Raw genomic sequence first — 16,209 nt, forward strand, 5'->3', positions numbered from 1 at the left:
GCATGAATCGCAGGCAGATGATCGTGCTGATGGCGGCAACCGGCGTTGCCGCCTGCAACGACAGGTATCATTCCCCGATCCTGCCGCAGGCGGAAGAGATCGGCACCATTCAGCCCGTCTTTGTCGCCACCCAGAGAGAGCCCGCGCCCGACACCGAATGGTTCAGCAGCGAACGATCGGGACAGACACATTACCTGTCGCTCGACGTGTCGATTCCGCCGGGTCACAAGAAGGGCAAGATCGAATACGGGTTCGCCCATCCCGATCCCGAGAAGAGCTTTGCGATCGCCGCGCGCCATGACTTCGCCGGGCGGGAGGCATTTCGCGCGGCACTGAGGCGAACGATCGGCCAAGCGCCGCCAAACAAGCGCGAAATCGTGCTTTATATCCATGGCTATAATAACAGCTTCTTCGACGGGGTCTTCCGCACCGCGCAGATGATACAGGACTTCGACGTGCCGGCCATCGCCGTGCATTACTCCTGGCCCAGTGCCGCGCATCCGCTGGGCTATACCTACGACCGCGACAGCCTGCTGTTTTCGCGCGATGGGCTGGAACAATTGCTCTACGATCTGCGCTCGACCGGACCGCGCCGGATCGTGGTGGTCGCGCATTCGCTCGGCACCATGCTGCTGATGGAAACACTGCGGCAGATCGAGATCGCCCGCCCGGGCTGGAGCAGGCAAGCGCTCGGCGGCGTTGTGCTGATCTCGCCCGATCTGGACGTGGAGGTCTTCCGCATGCAGGCCAAGCGCATCCGCGCCCTACCGCAGCCCTTCGCCATCTTCACCTCAAGTCGCGACAAGGCGCTGGCCCTGTCGGCGCGGATCAACGGCGCGGCGACCAGACTGGGCAATCTGACCAATCCGACCGCCCTGGCGGATTTCCCGGTCACCCTCGTCGATGTCAGCCAGTTCAACAGCAGCAACAGCCATTTCACCCTCGGCACCTCGCCGGCGCTGATCTCACTGCTGTCGAACAGTACAACGCTGGATGTGGCCTTCCAGGGCGACCGGGCCGGGCGTTCAGGGTTGTTGCCCGGTACGGTTCTGACCGTGCGCAACGCCACCCAGATGATCCTGTCGCCGGATCTGCTGCTCGAGAAGATATGAGAAGAGGCTGGGGGCGGTTGCCCTCGATCAGGCCACTGACTTCGCAAACCATCAGCGCACCTTTCTCAGGCCCTAGCGCCGATGCGGCGGCTTTCACCGAGGCGCCGGCGTCGCGGTCAGAACGCCTTAGGCTCAAGCAATTCCCGCACCGACCCGCCCGGATCCGTCCCAATCGAGAAATCGGCCAGCCCATTGGCCACCGACGCCGCTGAGCCGCTTGAGGATCCGCCGGGAATCCGGTCTGGCGCCCTGGCGTTGCGCGGCGTGCCGAAGAACTGGCTTTCACCATCGAGACTATAGGTGAACTCATCCGCCACCGCCTTGCCGACACAGCACGCCCCCGCGGCCAGAAGCTGATCCACGCAAAGCGCATTATGTACCGGCGCCGGATGGGCATCGCGCCAGGCCGGGCTGCCATAGGAGGTCCGATGCCCGGCGATGTCTATGTTATCCTTCACGGTGAACCGCATCCCGCTTAACGGGCCGGTCTTCAGCGCCGGAAGATTAAACGCTCAACGAGCGCACCGAAGGGATCGGGGGCAAGGCTTTGGGTCATGCCCCGATCAGATAGCCTAGAGGACCCAGGGCGCAAGTTGAGATCCGTGGCCGCAGCCCGGCGACAGATGCCGGAATGGACGGTTTCACTGCGGTCTCAGCGGCTGCGGCGCAGATAGACGTAATAGGCCCCCTCACCGCCATGGGTGATATGGGCCTGGGCCACCTGCAGCACGATCTGCGACAGCGGCGGCATCCCCAGCCATTGCGGCACATTGTGCCGCAGCACGCCGCGCGGGGTGGGGATCGGCCCGTCATCCTGCGACCGTTTGCCCTTGCCGGTGATCACCAGAACCAGCCGATGGCCAGCGGCATGAGAGGTCAGGATGAAGCGCGTCAGCGCCGGATGCGCCCGGTCAAGCCGCATGCCGTGCAGGTCGAGCCGCGCGTCCGGAACCAACTTGCCGCGCTTCATCCGGGTGAAGGCCTTGTGATCCATCTGCACCGGCTGGCTGCCGATCCGATCGGCCAGCCCCGGCTGGAGATCATGGCGGGCCGGCTGCGTCGGGGCGGTCTGGCCCAGGTGAAATGCCTCGAGACGAAACGGATCCTCCGCCATCGGGGGCGGCTTGGGCTTGGACTTTCGCAGCAGCGGCGGCACGGCGCCTTCGGGCTTTGGCGCCGGGTGCAACCGCTCGGCCCGGGCGGCAACCCGGCGCCAGAGCTCCAGCTCCTCGCCCGTGACTTTCCGGCGTCGCGCCATCATGCGCCCCCGTCGGGCAGCAGCGCATAGGCGCGCTGGATCGGCATCAGCACCAGCATGCGGCCCGGATCCCGCATCCGCCCGGCGATCTGACCGGCGCCGTCGCCAGTGCCGAAGAAGACGTCGGCCCGCTGTGCCCCCTTGATCGCCGATCCGGTATCCTGGGCGATCATCAACCGGCGCATCCGCGCCTCGCCCTCGGTCTCCAGCCAGACCGGCGCGCCCAGCGGCACAAAGGAGGGATCGACCGCGACACTGCGCAGCGGGGTGATCGGGCGGTTCATCGCCCCGAGTGGGCCCAGATGATCGCCGACATGATTGATTTCACGGAAGAACACATAAGAGGGGTTGTGAAACAGCAGCTCCGCCCCGGCCTCGGGATTGCGCCGCACCCAATTGCGGATCACCTGGGCGCTGACCTGATGTGCCGCATAGATGCCGCGCCGCACCATCTCCACCCCGATCGAGCGATAGGTTTGCCCGTTCGACCCGCCATAGCCGACCCGGAGCGATCCGCCGTCCGGCAGGTGGATGCGGCCGGAGCCCTGGATTTGCAGAAAAAACAGCTCGACCGGATCGTCGACCCAGGCGATTTCCAGCCCGCGGTTCTCCATCACGCCGGTGGCCAGGATCTCGCGCCGGGTGAGCCAGGGGTTTTGCGCCCTGGCCTCGGGCGGCATCTTGTAGAGCGGATAGCGAAACCGTACGGTCGGATACCGCGAGCCTTCGAGTTCGGGTTCGTAATAGCCGGTGAACAGCGGATCGCGACCATCGGTGATCAACACCGGACGAAAGAACAGTTCGAAAAACGCGCGGGCGCTTTCGGGTTTCTGCTGCTGGGCCACGGCGCAAAGGCTGTGCCAATCCGGATCGGTCATGTCCGGGCAGGTTTGCAGAAACACCGATAGGGCGGCGGCGTGATCATCCGCGGCCCAACCATCGAGCTGGTCGAACCGCAAGATCTCGTGGATCGGCTCCGCCTCAGCCGCACCGGCGACACCCGGTGCCATCACCAGCACACCGGCCAGACAAGCAGCGCGGAGCGCACGGATCATAGATCCGTGGCGACAAGCAGCCAGTTCGGATCGGCACTGCCCATGGTGCGGGCGAAGGTCCAGCTATCCTTTTGCCGCTTGACCGAAGTCGGGCTGCCTTCGACGATCTCGCCGCTCTGGTCGCGCACGACCGAGGTCAGTTCGCCGACGAACCGCATGGTGATTTCCGCCCGGTTGGTGTCCTTTTCGAAATGCACCTCAGAGATCGCGGTTTCGCGCACGCCGATGAACTCCGCCTCGATGGTCAGGCCCTGAGCTTGGCGCGCGGCCAGCCCGTCGACAAAGCTCTGATAAACATCCGGGGCGAGATAGGGGCGGATATCCTCAACCGTGCCATGTTCATAGGCCATCAGGATCATTTCATAGGCACCGCGCGCGCCCTGCACGAATTCCGACACCGAAAAGGCGGGCTCCACCCGCTTCATCGCGGCCAGGGCGGTGGCCTGGGGCGTGTCTTCCTCGACATGATCGGTAATGTCGCGGTCGGGGCCGCCTTCGATCACCTGGAAATCCGGGCGTTCGGGTTTCGCCTCAGGCTGTTGCGGCGCCTGCGGCTTTTCAAAACCATCGCGCGTCCCGAGCACGTTCTTCAGACGCAGAATCAAGAAAATCGCGATGCCGGCCAGAACCAGAAGCTGGATCAAAGGTGAATTCATTTGGTCCTCGTATCAGGCGTTGGGCTTTGTAAGGCAAGCCGTTGGTCCCTATGTAGGGGAGGGGCAGGGGTTAGTCCACTGTTCCGGACATGCGAAAGGAACCGCCGAATGTACCTGTTTCTGGCCTTTCTGGCCGTGCCGATCATCGAAATCGCCCTGTTCATCCAGGTGGGCGGGGTGATCGGGCTGTGGCCGACACTGGCAATCGTCATCTTCACGGCGGTGCTGGGAAGCTGGCTGATGCGCAGCCAGGGGCGGCTGGCGATGGGGCAGTTGCGCAATTCCTTCCAGCGACTGGACGACCCGACCGAACCCTTGGCACATGGGGCGATGATCCTGGTCGCGGGGGTGCTATTGCTGACCCCTGGGTTCTTCACCGATACCATGGGCTTTGCCCTGTTGATCCCGCCGGTGCGCCGAGCGGTGTTCCGCTATCTCCGCGCCCGTGTCACCGTCGCGCAGTTCGAGATGGGCGGCGCGACCATGTATCGCGCCGGACCGGCGCCGCGCGATCCCTTCGGGCAGGGTGGCGAGGTGATCGACGGCGATTTCTCGGAACTCGATCCCGAGACCGGATCCGGCAACCGGCCGCCCTCGGGCTGGGTCGAGGGGCCGAACCGGCGACAGGGGTGACCCCCGGCATTGAGATGCCCCGTGCAAGCTGGTAAGCACGGCACAACCGATGTCAGGGAGAGACCCCATGTCCGAAAACGGCGAAAATCCGCAGCCGCAGCAAGCGCCTCAGGTGCAGATGAAAATTCTGGGCCAATACGTTCGCGACCTGTCCTTTGAAAACGTGATGGCGCAGCGCGGTGCCTCGGGCGAGATTCAGCCCGATGTCAACGTGCAGGTGAACCTCGACGCCAAGAAACGGCAGGCCGAGGATCAGTATGAGGTGATCCTCAAGCTGAAGGTCGAATCCAAGGCCAAGGGCATGAGCGATGTCCTGTTCCTGCTGGAAATCGAATATGTCGGCATCTTCTTCATTCAGGGGGTTCCGGAAGATCAGCTGCATCCCTTCCTGCTGATCGAATGCCCGCGCCAGATCTTCCCCTTCCTGCGCCGGATCGTCAGCGACGTGACCCGCGATGGCGGCTATCCGCCGCTGAACCTGGACAACATCGACTTCGTCGCGATCTATCGCAACGAGTTGGCGCGCCGTCAGGCCGCCCAGGGCCAGCAGCCGGCAGACGCCTGATCTGCCCCACCGGTGGCCATGCCACCGGCCCGGAGCCGTCCGTAACGTAGAAAAAGGCGCCGATTTCGGCGCCTTTTTGACTCAGGCGCGGCGCCAAAGCGCGTTGTCGCCAAGCTTGTCCAGAAACGCGTCATGCGCGGCCTCCTCCGCGGCGCTGATCCGCGACGGCAGCGGGGTCGGGCGCGGCTTCGGGCGCCAGTCGCTGTCGTCGCTCGCCGGCCCCCGGCTTTGCACCACATTCAGTGCGAAATCCGGCTGCCGGCCGCCGATCAACTCAAGATAGACATCGGCAAGGATTTCGGAGTCGAGCAAGGCCCCGTGCAGCGTCCGGGCCGAGTTGTCGATGCCGTACCGCCGGCAGAGCGCATCAAGCGAGACCTGAGCGCCGGGAAATTTCTTGCGCGCGATGGCCAGCGTGTCGATTGCCCGCTCATAGGGCAGCTCCGGCAGCCCCATCCACTTCAGCTCGGCATTGAGGAACTTCATGTCGAAGCTGGCGTTATGGATCACCAGCTTGGCATCGCCGATGAAATCGAGAAAAGCCTGGCCGATCTGCGCGAAAAGCGGCTTGTCGCGCAGAAATTGCTCGCTCAGACCATGAACGCGGAAGGCATCCTCGGGCATGTCGCGCTGCGGGTTGATATACTGGTGATAGGTCTTGCCGGTAACGACATGATTATGGAGTTCGACCGCGCCGATTTCGACGATGCGGTCACCGGCGAAGGGATCGAAACCGGTGGTTTCGGTGTCGAGCACGATCTCACGCATGGGCCATCTTCCTTCGGATATCCGTCACGATGTCATGGACCTGGGCGCGGGCGCTCTCCAACGTGTCGGTTTCCACGACATAATGGGCGCGAGCGCGTTTTTCATGGTCCGGCATCTGCTTTGACCGGATGTGGTGAAAATGCTCGCGGGTCATGGTGCCGCGCTCCATCACCCGGGCCTCCTGGATATGGTCAGGGGCGGTGACGGTGACGGTCGCGTCCATATGCGCCTCTCCGCCGCCCTCGAAGAGCAGCGGGATGTCGAAGACGACGATATCGGCGGTGGCGGTCTTGCGAAACTCTGCCCGATCCTGCGCCACCAATGGGTGAACGATGGATTCGATGGTTTTCAGCGCCTCGGGGTGATCCATGATGATGTGCTTGAGCACAGCGCGGTCGACCTTGTCGTCGATCACCGCATCGGGGAAGGCCGCACGCATAAGCTCCACCGCGGCGCCCCCCTTGTCGTACAGGCGATGAACCGCGGCATCGGCATCCCAGAGCGCGCAACCCTCGTCCACGAACATCTTGGCCGTGGTGCTTTTGCCCATGCCGATCGAACCGGTGAGACCCAGCGCAAAGCTCATCTCAGCACCGCCTGGCGGGTGGCCTCGTCAACCTCGGGGCGCTGACCGAACCAACGCTCGAAACCGGGCACCGCTTGCCAGATCAGCATGCCAAGCCCGTCGACTGTGGTGGCGCCGGCCTGTTCGGCGACCTCGAGCAGATGGGTTTTCAACGGGTTATAGACCAGATCGGTGACCACCGTATGCTTGTCTATGCCATCGAGCGGAACCCGCAGCTCCGGTTTCCCCACCATGCCGAGCGAGGTTGTGTTCACCACTAGCCCGGCCTCTTCAATGATATTGCCGGCCTGCACCCAATCGACCACCCGCAGGCGCGCGCCGAAATCCTCGCGCAGCTGGTCGGCGCGGGTACGGGTGCGGTTGCTGATCAGAACCTCGGGCACGCCGGCATCGAGCAGCGCACAGATCACCGCCCGCGCCGCCCCGCCGGCGCCAAGCACCGCGGCGGGGGTGGATTTCGGCTCCCAGTTCGGCGCGCCACGACGCAGGTTCTCCATGAAGCCATAGCCATCGGTATTGTCGGCGATGATCTTGCCCTCGGCCCCGAAGGTCAGCGTATTCGCCGCCCCGATCAACGTGGCGCGATCGGTCACCTGATCGGCCAGGCTCAGCACCTTTTCCTTGTGAGGAATGGTGATGTTGCAGCCGACAAAACCCATCTTGGGCAGGGTGCGCAGCACGATTTCCAGATCATCCGACGCCACATCCATCGGGATATAATGCCCGGCGATGCCATAGGTCCTGAGCCAATGGCCATGCAGGCGCGGCGATTTGGAATGGGCGATGGGATGGCCGATCACGGCGGCCAGCGGAATGCGGGTTGACGTCACGATGCGATTTCCCCTCGAAGCGTCAGATAATTGAGTAGTTCCAACAGTGGCATACCCAGAACGGTAAAGTAATCCCCGTCGATCTGGGTGAACAGCCGCACGCCTTCTTCCTCGAGCTTATAGGCACCGACGGCGTGGCGGATGCTGTCCCAGTTGCGGGCGACGTAATCCTCAAGATAGGCGTCAGAGCTTTCCCGCATCACCAGCCGCACCTGGCCAACGTGGCGCCATTCGGGCTGTCCGTTGCGGCAGATCACCGCCGCCGACAAGAGCTTGTGTCGTTTGCCGCGCATCGCCTTGAGCTGAGCGAGCGCCTGATCGGGGCTTTCCGGCTTGGATATCAATTGGCCGTCGAATTCGAGCACCTGATCACACCCTAGCACCAGCGCGCCCGGGTGCTTTTCGCTGATCTTGCGCGCTTTCAGCTCGGCCAGGGCATCAGCGACGTCGCGGGGTGGGGCGGCCTCGGCCAGAAGCGCCTGTTTAACCGCCTCCTCGTCCACCCGTGCGGGCTGAACGGTGATCTCAAGACCTGCGTTGCGCAACAGCTCGGCCCGGATGTGAGAACCGGAAGCGAGCAGGAAGGGGACAGACATGTGGAAAACTCGGTGAGGGAAGCGCGGATGGTTCAGGGATGTTTTCTAGGATATCTGCCCGCCCGCGCAACCCCCGGGGAAAACTGCCACCTCTCAGCCCGGATCTGCCAGAGTCCCCCACGCTGGATAAGGATAACTGGGATCCTCGGGAGAAACTCACTTGTCCCACTTTCTCCCCGGGTTATCCACAAAGGTTAACGCCACAAAGATATTATAAGCATCTGAGAACACATGAATATTGGGAGTCATCCCGGTAAAGTGACGCAGATCCCGATTTTCTATCCCCAAGGTGGATAAGTCACGGTACAGATGAATTATCCACTGGATCTGGCCCACCCTACAAAATCATCATCCTTTCTTCTTTTCTTTCTTTTAATTAGGAAGGCTCCCACCCTCTCGAGGTACCCACATGCCAGATCTCCTCTCCGACCTGCTCTTCGCCGCCTATCCCTGGGTCAAGGCGCTGCACATCATGGCGGTGATCACTTGGATGGCCGGTATCTTCTATCTGCCGCGGCTTTTCGTGTATCACGTCGAACAGGCTGAGAAGGTGAGTGGTGCCCCCGACATCTTCGTCACCATGGAGTACAAGCTTTATCGCTATATCATGCGGCCTTCGCTCTATGTGACATGGGCCTGTGGTCTGGCGCTCGTCGCCACACCGGGGATCGTGAACTGGAGCTGGGTCTGGCCCTGGACCAAGGCGGCTGCCGTCATCGCGATGACGGTCTATCATTTCTGGCTGGGCCGGCAGGTGCGCGCCTTCCGTGAGGGGCAGAACAAGCTGACCGGTCGGCAATATCGCATGATGAACGAGGTTCCGACGCTTTTGATGATGGTGATCGTCCTGTCCGTCATCATCCGCTTCTAAGCGTGATCTTGCAGAACATTTGACTCATCCGCTGCGCTTCACTATGTAATCGCGCAACAAGCCCGTCCGGGCGATGTACCTTCCTGAAGTTGTTGTTATCCGTCTCGCCCCGCGTGGAGACTAAGGATTATACCGTCATGACCGTTGAATCCCTGAATCTGGCTGATCTTAAAGCCAAAAGCCCCAAAGACCTGCTTGCCATGGCGGAGGAGCTGGAGATCGAGAACGCCTCGACCATGCGCAAGGGCGAGATGATGTTCCAGATTCTGCGCGAGCTGGCGGATGAGGGCTGGGAAGTCGGTGGCGACGGGGTTCTTGAGGTTCTGCAGGACGGCTTCGGCTTTCTCCGCTCGCCCGAGGCGAACTATCTGCCCGGCCCCGATGACATCTATGTCAGCCCGGAGATGATCCGGCAGTATTCCCTGCGCACCGGGGACACCATCGAGGGCCAGATCAAGGCGCCGAATGACAACGAACGTTATTTCGCTCTGACCAATGTCACCAAGATCAACTTCGAAGAGCCCGAGAAGGCGCGTCACAAGATCGCTTTCGACAACCTGACGCCGCTTTATCCTGATGAGCGGCTGAAGATGGAGATCGAGGATCCGACGATCAAGGACCGTTCCGCGCGCATCATCGACCTGGTGGCACCGATCGGGAAGGGCCAGCGATCGCTGATCGTGGCGCCGCCGCGGACTGGTAAGACGGTTCTGCTGCAGAACATCGCGAATTCGATCGAGAAAAATCACCCGGAATGCTATTTGATCGTCCTGCTGATCGACGAGCGCCCGGAAGAAGTCACCGACATGCAGCGCTCGGTCAAGGGCGAGGTGGTGTCGTCGACCTTCGACGAACCGGCGACGCGCCACGTTGCGGTATCGGAAATGGTGATCGAAAAGGCCAAGCGCCTGGTTGAGCATAAACGAGATGTTGTGATCCTTCTCGATTCGATCACAAGACTTGGTCGTGCCTTCAACACCGTGGTGCCCTCCTCGGGGAAGGTTCTGACCGGTGGTGTGGATGCCAATGCGCTGCAACGGCCGAAACGGTTCTTCGGTGCCGCCCGGAATATCGAAGAGGGTGGCTCGCTCACCATCATCGCCACCGCGCTGATCGACACCGGCAGCCGGATGGACGAGGTGATCTTTGAAGAGTTCAAGGGCACCGGTAACTCGGAAATCGTTCTGGACCGCAAGATCGCTGACAAGCGCGTCTATCCGGCGATCGACATCCTCAAGTCCGGCACCCGGAAAGAGGATTTGCTGGTCGACAAGGGCGATCTGCAGAAGACCTTTGTTCTGCGCCGTATCCTGAACCCGATGGGGACGACGGACGCGATCGAGTTCCTGCTGTCGAAGCTGAAGCAGACCAAGAGCAACGCCGAGTTCTTCGATTCCATGAATACCTGAGCGCGGATTTTCCGCGCGGAGCTGCGAGATGGACACGATCTTCGCTTTGGCCACGGCCCGAGGAAAGGCCGGTGTGGCTGTCATCCGCATTTCCGGCCCCTTGTCGCATATGGCGGCGGCGCGGCTGGCTGGTCGAGATCTGCCCGCGCGGGGCATGGTGTTGCGGTCGCTTTGCGATGAAGACGGTGCGGCGCTGGACGATGGGTTGATCCTGACCTTTGCGGCGCCTGCCAGTTTCACCGGTGAAGATGTGGCGGAATTGCAGGTGCATGGCAGCCTGGCCGGGGTGTCGGCCATGTTGGCCGCACTGGGCCGGATCGGCGGGCTGCGATTGGCTGAGCCTGGCGAATTTACCCGCCGTGCTCTGGAAAACGGCAAGCTCGATCTGGCGCAGGTCGAAGGCCTGGCAGATCTGATCGAGGCTGAGACCGAGGCGCAGCGCAAACAGGCGCATGCGCTGCTGCAAGGCGCGCTTGGCGATCTGGCGGAAAGCTGGCGCCGCGATCTGATCCGCGCCGCGGCGTTGATCGAGGCGGTGATAGATTTCGCCGACGAAGAGGTGCCCACGGATGTGACGCCCGAGGTGCGCGAACTGCTGGACCGGGTGGAGCGTGATCTGCGCGGGCAGATCTCGGGCGTGCGAATGGCAGAACGGATTCGCGAGGGGTTCGAGGTTGCCATCATCGGTAAGCCGAACGCCGGGAAATCCACGTTGTTGAATGCTTTGGCGGGGCGCGAGGCGGCGATCACCTCGGAACATGCGGGCACGACCCGCGATGTGATCGAGGTGCGCATGGACCTTGCCGGGTTGCCGGTAACCCTGCTTGATACCGCCGGCCTGCGGGAAACCGAGGATGCCGTCGAGGGCATGGGGATTGCGTTGGCCCGAAAGCGGGCAGAGGCGGCGGATCTGCGGGTGTTTCTGGCTGAGGCCGGCGAGGTCCTGGAGGTCGAGTTTCGTCCTGGCGATATCCTGGCCCGGCCCAAGGCGGATCGGCTCTCCGACAAGGCGGGTGCGGTCTCGGGGTTGACGGGCGAGGGGCTTGATTGGTTGATCCAGCAGATCGAGGCGGTTTTGTCGGATCGGTCCAGTTCGGCCGGGATCGCCACCCGGGATCGGCACAAGGCGGCGATGGAGCGGGCTTTGGCCGGTCTCGACGCCGCGCGGGGCGTTCTTGAACAGGGGCCCGAGATGTATGATATCGCTGCCGAAGAGTTGCGGAATGCGATTCGCGCGCTGGAATCCCTGGTTGGGCGCGTGGATGTCGAAAACCTTCTGGACGAGATCTTCGCCAGTTTTTGCCTTGGCAAGTGAGGAGTGTTTCACGTGAAACATTCGAACATGGATGTAGTGGTGATCGGTGGCGGTCATGCGGGGGCCGAGGCCGCCCATGCTGCCGCGCGGATGGGTGCGCGGACCGCGCTGGTGACGCTTCGGCGCGACGGCATCGGGGTGATGTCCTGCAACCCGGCGATCGGTGGCCTGGGCAAGGGCCATCTGGTGCGCGAGATCGACGCGATGGATGGCGTCATGGGGCGGGTCGCCGACAAGGCGGGTATCCAGTTCCGCCTGTTGAACCGAAAGAAAGGGCCAGCGGTGCAGGGCCCGCGCGCCCAGGCCGACCGGGCGCTCTATCGTGCGGCGATGTTGGCGGAATGCGAAGCGCAGCCGAACCTCGAGATCGTCGAAGGCGAGGCGGTCGATTTTCTGATGCAGGGCGATCGCGTCGTCGGCGTGGTTCTGGCCGATGGATCTGAAATTCCTGCCAAATCGGTGGTTCTGACCTCGGGCACCTTCCTGCGCGGGGTGATCCATATCGGCGACGTCAAGCGGCCCGGCGGGCGGATGGGCGATAAGCCTTCGGTCAAGCTGGCCGAGAAGATCGACAGCTTCGGCCTGCCGCTCGGTCGGCTGAAGACTGGGACGCCGCCGCGGCTGGATGGTCGTACCATCAATTGGGACGGGCTGGAAACCCAACCGGGCGACGACGATCCGGTCCTGTTCTCTTTCCTGTCGAAACGGGTGCAGGCGCCGCAGATCGCTTGCGGGATAACCCATACCAACCCGCGCACCCATGAGATCATTCAGAAAAACCTGAAGCGATCGGCGATGTATGGCGGGCATATCGAAGGGATCGGGCCGCGCTATTGCCCGTCGATCGAGGACAAGATCGTTCGATTCGCCGACAAAAGCTCGCATCAGATCTTTCTCGAACCGGAAGGGATCAACGATCATACCGTTTACCCGAACGGGATCTCGACCTCGCTGCCCGAGGACGTACAGGAAGATTACGTGCATTCCATCGCCGGGCTTGAGAATACCGTGATCGTGCAGCCAGGCTATGCGATCGAATACGACTTTGTCGATCCGCGCGCCTTGACGCTGCAACTGGCGGTGAAGGATGTTCCGGGTCTATATCTTGCGGGTCAGATCAACGGCACCACTGGATATGAGGAGGCCGCGGCGCAGGGGCTGGTCGCGGGCTTGAACGCTGCGCTGGCCGCCCAGGGGCGCGAGGGTGTTATCTTCCGTCGCTCGGACAGCTATATCGGGGTGATGATTGACGATCTGACCACACGCGGGGTGGCTGAACCCTATCGCATGTTCACTTCGCGCGCCGAATTCCGCTTGTCGCTGCGCGCCGACAACGCCGATCAGCGGCTGACCCCGATGGCGATCGACCTCGGCTGTGCGACCGAGGGGCGCAAGACGGCTTTCCTCGACAAGATGGATCGGCTGCAACACGCCCGCGCCCGGTTGGTGGAAAGCAGCTATACCCCCAAGCAGGTGGCCGAGGCGGGGATTCGCGTCAATCAGGATGGTACCCGCCGCAGTGGGCTTGAGGTTCTGGCCTTTCCCGACATCGCTTTTGAGGATCTTCTTCCGCTTGATGCGATGCTGGACGAGGTCGATACCGAGGTGCGCCGGCAGTTGGAGCGCGAAGCGCTTTATGTCAATTACCTCTCCCGTCAGGAGAAAGACATCGAAGCTCTGCGCCGGGATGAAGAACGGGGAATTCCGACCGATTTCGATTATTCCGGGATCGACGGCCTGTCGAACGAGCTGAAGCTGAAGCTCGGCCGGGCGCGGCCGGAAAATCTGGCTCAGGCCGCGCGCGTCGATGGGATGACCCCGGCGGCGCTTGCTCTGTTGCTCACCCGGCTGCGGCGGTCTCCTCAGGTCAAATCCGCATGAGCGCAGAGGATATCCTTCTGGGCGAGCTGAATGTTTCACGTGAAACATTGGCGCGGCTGGAGCATTTCGCTGATCTTCTGAAAAAGTGGAATCCGCGAATCAACCTCGTGTCTCGCTCCAGCCTGGAACAGCTATGGACGCGGCATATCATTGATTCTGTTCAGGTCTTTCGCTGCATCATGCCGCAGGGGCACTGGGTGGATCTGGGCAGCGGCGGCGGCTTTCCCGGGGTGATTGTCGCCATCCTCGCGGCCGAGGAGGCGCCGGACCTCAAGGTGACGTTGATCGAGAGCGATCAGCGAAAATCGGCGTTTCTGCGGACCGCTGCACGGGAGTGCGGCGCGAAGGCGCAGGTGATTGCCGAGCGAATCGAAGCCGTACCGCCGCAAGAGGCGGATATTCTTTCCGCCCGCGCCCTGGCAGTTCTGGATAGCTTGCTGGGCTTTTCCGAGCTGCATTTGAAGAAAACCGGCGTCGCCTTGTTCCCGAAGGGAATTTCCTGGGGAAAAGAATGTGAACAAGCCCGGCTGCGATGGAATTTCTCAGCGGACGCGATTACCAGTATGACCGAGCCCGATGCGGTGATCTTGAAAATCGAAGGAGTATCGCGTGTCTGATCTGTCCCGCCCGGAGGGGCCGAGAATCATCGCTGTCGCCAACCAGAAGGGGGGGGTGGGCAAAACAACGACTGCAATCAACCTCGCGGCTGCGCTGGTGGAATGCGGAAAACGGGTGTTGCTGATCGATATTGATCCGCAAGGCAATGCCTCGACCGGGCTCGGGATCGAACCCGAAGATCGGGAAATGACCTCCTACGAGCTGCTGGTCGAGGATGTTCCGCTGGAAGATGTCATCCACGCGACCGACATCGAGGGGCTTGCCATCGTGCCGGCGACGGTAGACCTGAGTTCGGCCGATATCGAGCTGATGGCGAATGAAAAGCGCAGTTTTCTGCTGCACGATGCCCTGCGACAGCCAGCGATGGACGAATTCGGCTGGGATTACATCCTGATCGACTGCCCGCCGTCGCTGAACTTGCTGACGGTGAACGCCATGGTTGCCGCGCATTCCGTTCTGGTGCCGTTGCAAAGCGAATTCTTCGCGCTGGAAGGTCTGTCGCAACTTATGCTGACCATTCGCGAGGTGCGTCAGACCGCCAATCCGAACCTCAGGATCGAAGGCGTGATCCTGACCATGTACGATCGGCGCAACAACCTGTCGCAGCAGGTGGAGAAGGATGCCCGCGATAACCTGGGCGATCTGGTGTTCAAGACGATGATCCCGCGAAATGTCCGGGTGAGCGAGGCGCCCTCTTACGCGATGCCGGTCTTGACCTATGATCCCAACTCGCAAGGGGCGGTGGCCTATCGGGCGCTGGCACGCGAGTTGATCGGAAAACACGAAAAAATAGCCGCATAAGCGGCGGGAAGGGGCCTTATGCAGGATAACAAGAGAAACAAACCCCGTGGGCTTGGCCGTGGTCTGTCGGCACTGATGGCGGATGTGACGGCGGATCCGGTGGTGAGCGGCGACCAAGGCCCGCGCCGCCCCGACATGCTGGTGCCGATCGAGCGGCTCAAGCCGAACCCGGATCAGCCGCGGCGCACCTTCAATCCCGAAGATCTTGAGGATTTGACCGCCTCGATTAAGGAAAAGGGCATCATCCAGCCGCTGATCGTGCGCCCGAAGGGCGATGATTACGAAATCGTCGCGGGCGAACGTCGCTGGCGGGCGGCGCAAAAGGCGCAGCTGCACGAGGTGCCGGTGCTGGTGCGGGAGTTCGACGATACCGAAGTCCTGGAAATCGCCATCATCGAAAATATCCAACGCGCCGATCTGAACGCGGTGGAAGAGGCGGCCGGTTATCGCCAGTTGATGGACAAGTTCGGCCACACTCAGGAAAAGCTTTCCGAAGCTCTGGGCAAGAGCCGGAGCCATATCGCCAACCTGATGCGGCTGCTGTCGCTGCCGTCAGATGTGCAGGAGATGGTGAAAGAGGGGCAGCTGTCGGCGGGCCACGCGCGGGCGTTGATCACCTGCGAAAACGCCTCGGACTTGGCGAAACAGGTGGTTCGGGGCGGGCTTTCGGTGCGCGCCACCGAGGCTTTGGTGAAAAAGCAGCAGCGCGGCGATCAGCCGGTGATGGAAAAGCCCAAGCCGATGAAGCCCGAGAAGGACGCCGATACCAAGGCGCTTGAGGGGGATCTCTCGGCCATGTTGGGCATGAAGGTGACCATCGACCACAAACCCGGCGGCGAAGCCGGGCTGATCACCATCAAATACGACACATTGGACCAGTTGGACGAGATCTGCGGCCGTCTTAACGGCTAGGTCGGGTCCAGAGAAAGATCAAAACGCAAGACAGAACCACGGCCTGGATGATCAGGACCGTGGTTTTGACGTTCAGGGCCAGGGAAATGCCGAAGACCGCCACGATTGACAGGGTGGCGAGGCCTTTGGCCCGTGGCCGGATCACGCCGGATCTATTCCAATCCTCGATCAGCGGGCCGAACTGGCGATGCGACAGGATCCAGTTGTGCAGTCGCGGCGAGGATTGCGAAAACAGGAAGGCGGCGAGCAGCAGGAAGGGAACCGTCGGCAATAATGGCAGGAAGGCGCCGATGATCGCCAGACCGACGCTGAGGATCCCAAGTCCCGCCCAGAGATAACGCAT

General features: G+C 62.1%; 19 protein-coding genes. 10 read left to right on the forward strand and 9 right to left on the reverse strand.

Annotated features, from left to right (window positions below; translation table 11 throughout):
- Window positions 1-2 precede the first annotated feature (2 nt).
- Window positions 3-1,112 (forward strand): alpha/beta hydrolase, encoded by a 1,110-nt coding sequence (locus ACN0V4_RS16260; protein ID WP_417677980.1) that lies wholly within the window; start codon window positions 3-5, stop codon window positions 1,110-1,112.
- A gap of 116 nt (window positions 1,113-1,228) precedes the next feature.
- Here ACN0V4_RS16260 and ACN0V4_RS16265 read toward each other — a convergent pair whose 3' ends face one another.
- From ACN0V4_RS16265 to ACN0V4_RS16280, 4 genes are all read right to left on the reverse strand, one after another.
- The gene (locus ACN0V4_RS16265; RefSeq protein ID WP_417678146.1) at window positions 1,229-1,606 is read right to left on the reverse strand and encodes an amidase family protein; all 378 of its coding nucleotides are present in this window, start codon (window positions 1,604-1,606) and stop codon (window positions 1,229-1,231) included.
- Between the two features lie 158 nt (window positions 1,607-1,764).
- A complete protein-coding gene (locus tag ACN0V4_RS16270; protein WP_417677982.1) occupies window positions 1,765-2,370 on the reverse strand; it encodes a Smr/MutS family protein in 606 nt (201 codons plus the stop codon).
- Entirely contained in the window at window positions 2,370-3,425 is a 1,056-nt protein-coding gene (locus ACN0V4_RS16275) for a murein transglycosylase A (protein ID WP_417677984.1), read from the reverse strand. The genes ACN0V4_RS16270 and ACN0V4_RS16275 overlap by 1 nt, the downstream gene beginning before the upstream one ends.
- A complete protein-coding gene (locus ACN0V4_RS16280) occupies window positions 3,422-4,081 on the reverse strand; it encodes a Tim44/TimA family putative adaptor protein (protein WP_417677986.1) in 660 nt (219 codons plus the stop codon). Before ACN0V4_RS16280 ends, ACN0V4_RS16275 begins: the two co-directional genes overlap by 4 nt.
- 108 nt (window positions 4,082-4,189) lie before the next feature.
- Between ACN0V4_RS16280 and ACN0V4_RS16285 the strand changes: the two genes are divergently transcribed.
- Both ACN0V4_RS16285 and secB read left to right on the forward strand, forming a co-directional pair.
- Window positions 4,190-4,714: an FxsA family protein gene (locus ACN0V4_RS16285; RefSeq protein WP_417677988.1), complete on the forward strand. Its 525-nt coding sequence runs from the start codon at window positions 4,190-4,192 to the stop codon at window positions 4,712-4,714.
- A gap of 67 nt (window positions 4,715-4,781) precedes the next feature.
- On the forward strand, window positions 4,782-5,279 hold the full coding sequence (gene secB / locus ACN0V4_RS16290; protein WP_417677990.1) for a protein-export chaperone SecB: 498 nt from the start codon (window positions 4,782-4,784) through the stop codon (window positions 5,277-5,279).
- An 81-nt stretch (window positions 5,280-5,360) separates the two neighbouring features.
- Here secB and dnaQ read toward each other — a convergent pair whose 3' ends face one another.
- Genes dnaQ through ACN0V4_RS16310 form a run of 4 tightly spaced genes read right to left on the reverse strand, consistent with a single transcriptional unit; the run spans window position 5,361 to window position 8,059 of the window.
- Entirely contained in the window at window positions 5,361-6,047 is a 687-nt protein-coding gene (gene dnaQ / locus ACN0V4_RS16295; RefSeq protein ID WP_417677992.1) for a DNA polymerase III subunit epsilon, read from the reverse strand.
- Window positions 6,040-6,633, reverse strand: coding sequence for a dephospho-CoA kinase (coaE, locus tag ACN0V4_RS16300; RefSeq protein WP_417677994.1), 594 nt, complete (start codon window positions 6,631-6,633; stop codon window positions 6,040-6,042). Before coaE ends, dnaQ begins: the two co-directional genes overlap by 8 nt.
- A complete protein-coding gene (locus ACN0V4_RS16305) occupies window positions 6,630-7,463 on the reverse strand; it encodes a shikimate dehydrogenase (RefSeq protein WP_417677996.1) in 834 nt (277 codons plus the stop codon). Before ACN0V4_RS16305 ends, coaE begins: the two co-directional genes overlap by 4 nt.
- The gene (locus tag ACN0V4_RS16310) at window positions 7,460-8,059 is read right to left on the reverse strand and encodes a Maf family protein (RefSeq protein WP_417677998.1); all 600 of its coding nucleotides are present in this window, start codon (window positions 8,057-8,059) and stop codon (window positions 7,460-7,462) included. Before ACN0V4_RS16310 ends, ACN0V4_RS16305 begins: the two co-directional genes overlap by 4 nt.
- A 409-nt stretch (window positions 8,060-8,468) precedes the next feature.
- On the opposite strand from ACN0V4_RS16310, the gene ACN0V4_RS16315 reads away from it, so the two are divergent.
- The 7 genes from ACN0V4_RS16315 (at window position 8,469) to ACN0V4_RS16345 (ending at window position 15,866) form a co-directional block, all read left to right on the forward strand.
- Complete coding sequence (locus ACN0V4_RS16315; protein ID WP_417678000.1) at window positions 8,469-8,930, forward strand: CopD family protein; 462 nt, start codon at window positions 8,469-8,471, stop codon at window positions 8,928-8,930.
- 137 nt (window positions 8,931-9,067) lie between these two features.
- Window positions 9,068-10,339 (forward strand): transcription termination factor Rho, encoded by a 1,272-nt coding sequence (gene rho / locus ACN0V4_RS16320; protein ID WP_417678002.1) that lies wholly within the window; start codon window positions 9,068-9,070, stop codon window positions 10,337-10,339.
- A gap of 28 nt (window positions 10,340-10,367) precedes the next feature.
- Window positions 10,368-11,654 (forward strand): tRNA uridine-5-carboxymethylaminomethyl(34) synthesis GTPase MnmE, encoded by a 1,287-nt coding sequence (mnmE, locus tag ACN0V4_RS16325; protein ID WP_417678004.1) that lies wholly within the window; start codon window positions 10,368-10,370, stop codon window positions 11,652-11,654.
- Between the two features lie 12 nt (window positions 11,655-11,666).
- Entirely contained in the window at window positions 11,667-13,535 is a 1,869-nt protein-coding gene (gene mnmG / locus ACN0V4_RS16330; protein ID WP_417678006.1) for a tRNA uridine-5-carboxymethylaminomethyl(34) synthesis enzyme MnmG, read from the forward strand.
- Complete coding sequence (gene rsmG / locus ACN0V4_RS16335; RefSeq protein ID WP_417678008.1) at window positions 13,532-14,152, forward strand: 16S rRNA (guanine(527)-N(7))-methyltransferase RsmG; 621 nt, start codon at window positions 13,532-13,534, stop codon at window positions 14,150-14,152. Before mnmG ends, rsmG begins: the two co-directional genes overlap by 4 nt.
- A complete protein-coding gene (locus ACN0V4_RS16340) occupies window positions 14,145-14,954 on the forward strand; it encodes a ParA family protein (protein ID WP_417678010.1) in 810 nt (269 codons plus the stop codon). The genes rsmG and ACN0V4_RS16340 overlap by 8 nt, the downstream gene beginning before the upstream one ends.
- Window positions 14,955-14,972: 18 nt before the next feature.
- Window positions 14,973-15,866 (forward strand): ParB/RepB/Spo0J family partition protein, encoded by an 894-nt coding sequence (locus ACN0V4_RS16345; RefSeq protein ID WP_417678012.1) that lies wholly within the window; start codon window positions 14,973-14,975, stop codon window positions 15,864-15,866.
- Here ACN0V4_RS16345 and ACN0V4_RS16350 read toward each other — a convergent pair.
- Window positions 15,856-16,209, reverse strand: coding sequence for a YbaN family protein (locus ACN0V4_RS16350; protein ID WP_417678014.1), 354 nt, complete (start codon window positions 16,207-16,209; stop codon window positions 15,856-15,858). The two genes, ACN0V4_RS16345 and ACN0V4_RS16350, sit on opposite strands and share 11 nt — an antisense overlap.

Origin of the sequence: Pseudodonghicola sp., assembly GCF_048268305.1 — a bacterium.
GTDB lineage: Bacteria > Pseudomonadota > Alphaproteobacteria > Rhodobacterales > Rhodobacteraceae > Pseudodonghicola.

What these genes read in the sequence shown, in the direction of transcription:
- dnaQ (WP_417677992.1), bottom strand. Translation starts at nt 6,047, where the DNA reads ATGCGTGAGATCGTGCTCGACACCGAAACCACCGGTTTCGATCCCTTC.
- ACN0V4_RS16310 (WP_417677998.1), bottom strand. Translation starts at nt 8,059, where the DNA reads ATGTCTGTCCCCTTCCTGCTCGCTTCCGGTTCTCACATCCGGGCCGAG.
- ACN0V4_RS16315 (WP_417678000.1), top strand. Translation starts at nt 8,469, where the DNA reads ATGCCAGATCTCCTCTCCGACCTGCTCTTCGCCGCCTATCCCTGGGTC.
- rsmG (WP_417678008.1), top strand. Translation starts at nt 13,532, where the DNA reads ATGAGCGCAGAGGATATCCTTCTGGGCGAGCTGAATGTTTCACGTGAA.
- mnmE (WP_417678004.1), top strand. Translation starts at nt 10,368, where the DNA reads ATGGACACGATCTTCGCTTTGGCCACGGCCCGAGGAAAGGCCGGTGTG.
- secB (WP_417677990.1), top strand. Translation starts at nt 4,782, where the DNA reads ATGTCCGAAAACGGCGAAAATCCGCAGCCGCAGCAAGCGCCTCAGGTG.
- ACN0V4_RS16345 (WP_417678012.1), top strand. Translation starts at nt 14,973, where the DNA reads ATGCAGGATAACAAGAGAAACAAACCCCGTGGGCTTGGCCGTGGTCTG.
- coaE (WP_417677994.1), bottom strand. Translation starts at nt 6,633, where the DNA reads ATGAGCTTTGCGCTGGGTCTCACCGGTTCGATCGGCATGGGCAAAAGC.
- ACN0V4_RS16270 (WP_417677982.1), bottom strand. Translation starts at nt 2,370, where the DNA reads ATGGCGCGACGCCGGAAAGTCACGGGCGAGGAGCTGGAGCTCTGGCGC.
- ACN0V4_RS16260 (WP_417677980.1), top strand. Translation starts at nt 3, where the DNA reads ATGAATCGCAGGCAGATGATCGTGCTGATGGCGGCAACCGGCGTTGCC.
- ACN0V4_RS16350 (WP_417678014.1), bottom strand. Translation starts at nt 16,209, where the DNA reads ATGCGTTATCTCTGGGCGGGACTTGGGATCCTCAGCGTCGGTCTGGCG.
- ACN0V4_RS16275 (WP_417677984.1), bottom strand. Translation starts at nt 3,425, where the DNA reads ATGATCCGTGCGCTCCGCGCTGCTTGTCTGGCCGGTGTGCTGGTGATG.
- rho (WP_417678002.1), top strand. Translation starts at nt 9,068, where the DNA reads ATGACCGTTGAATCCCTGAATCTGGCTGATCTTAAAGCCAAAAGCCCC.
- ACN0V4_RS16285 (WP_417677988.1), top strand. Translation starts at nt 4,190, where the DNA reads ATGTACCTGTTTCTGGCCTTTCTGGCCGTGCCGATCATCGAAATCGCC.
- ACN0V4_RS16280 (WP_417677986.1), bottom strand. Translation starts at nt 4,081, where the DNA reads ATGAATTCACCTTTGATCCAGCTTCTGGTTCTGGCCGGCATCGCGATT.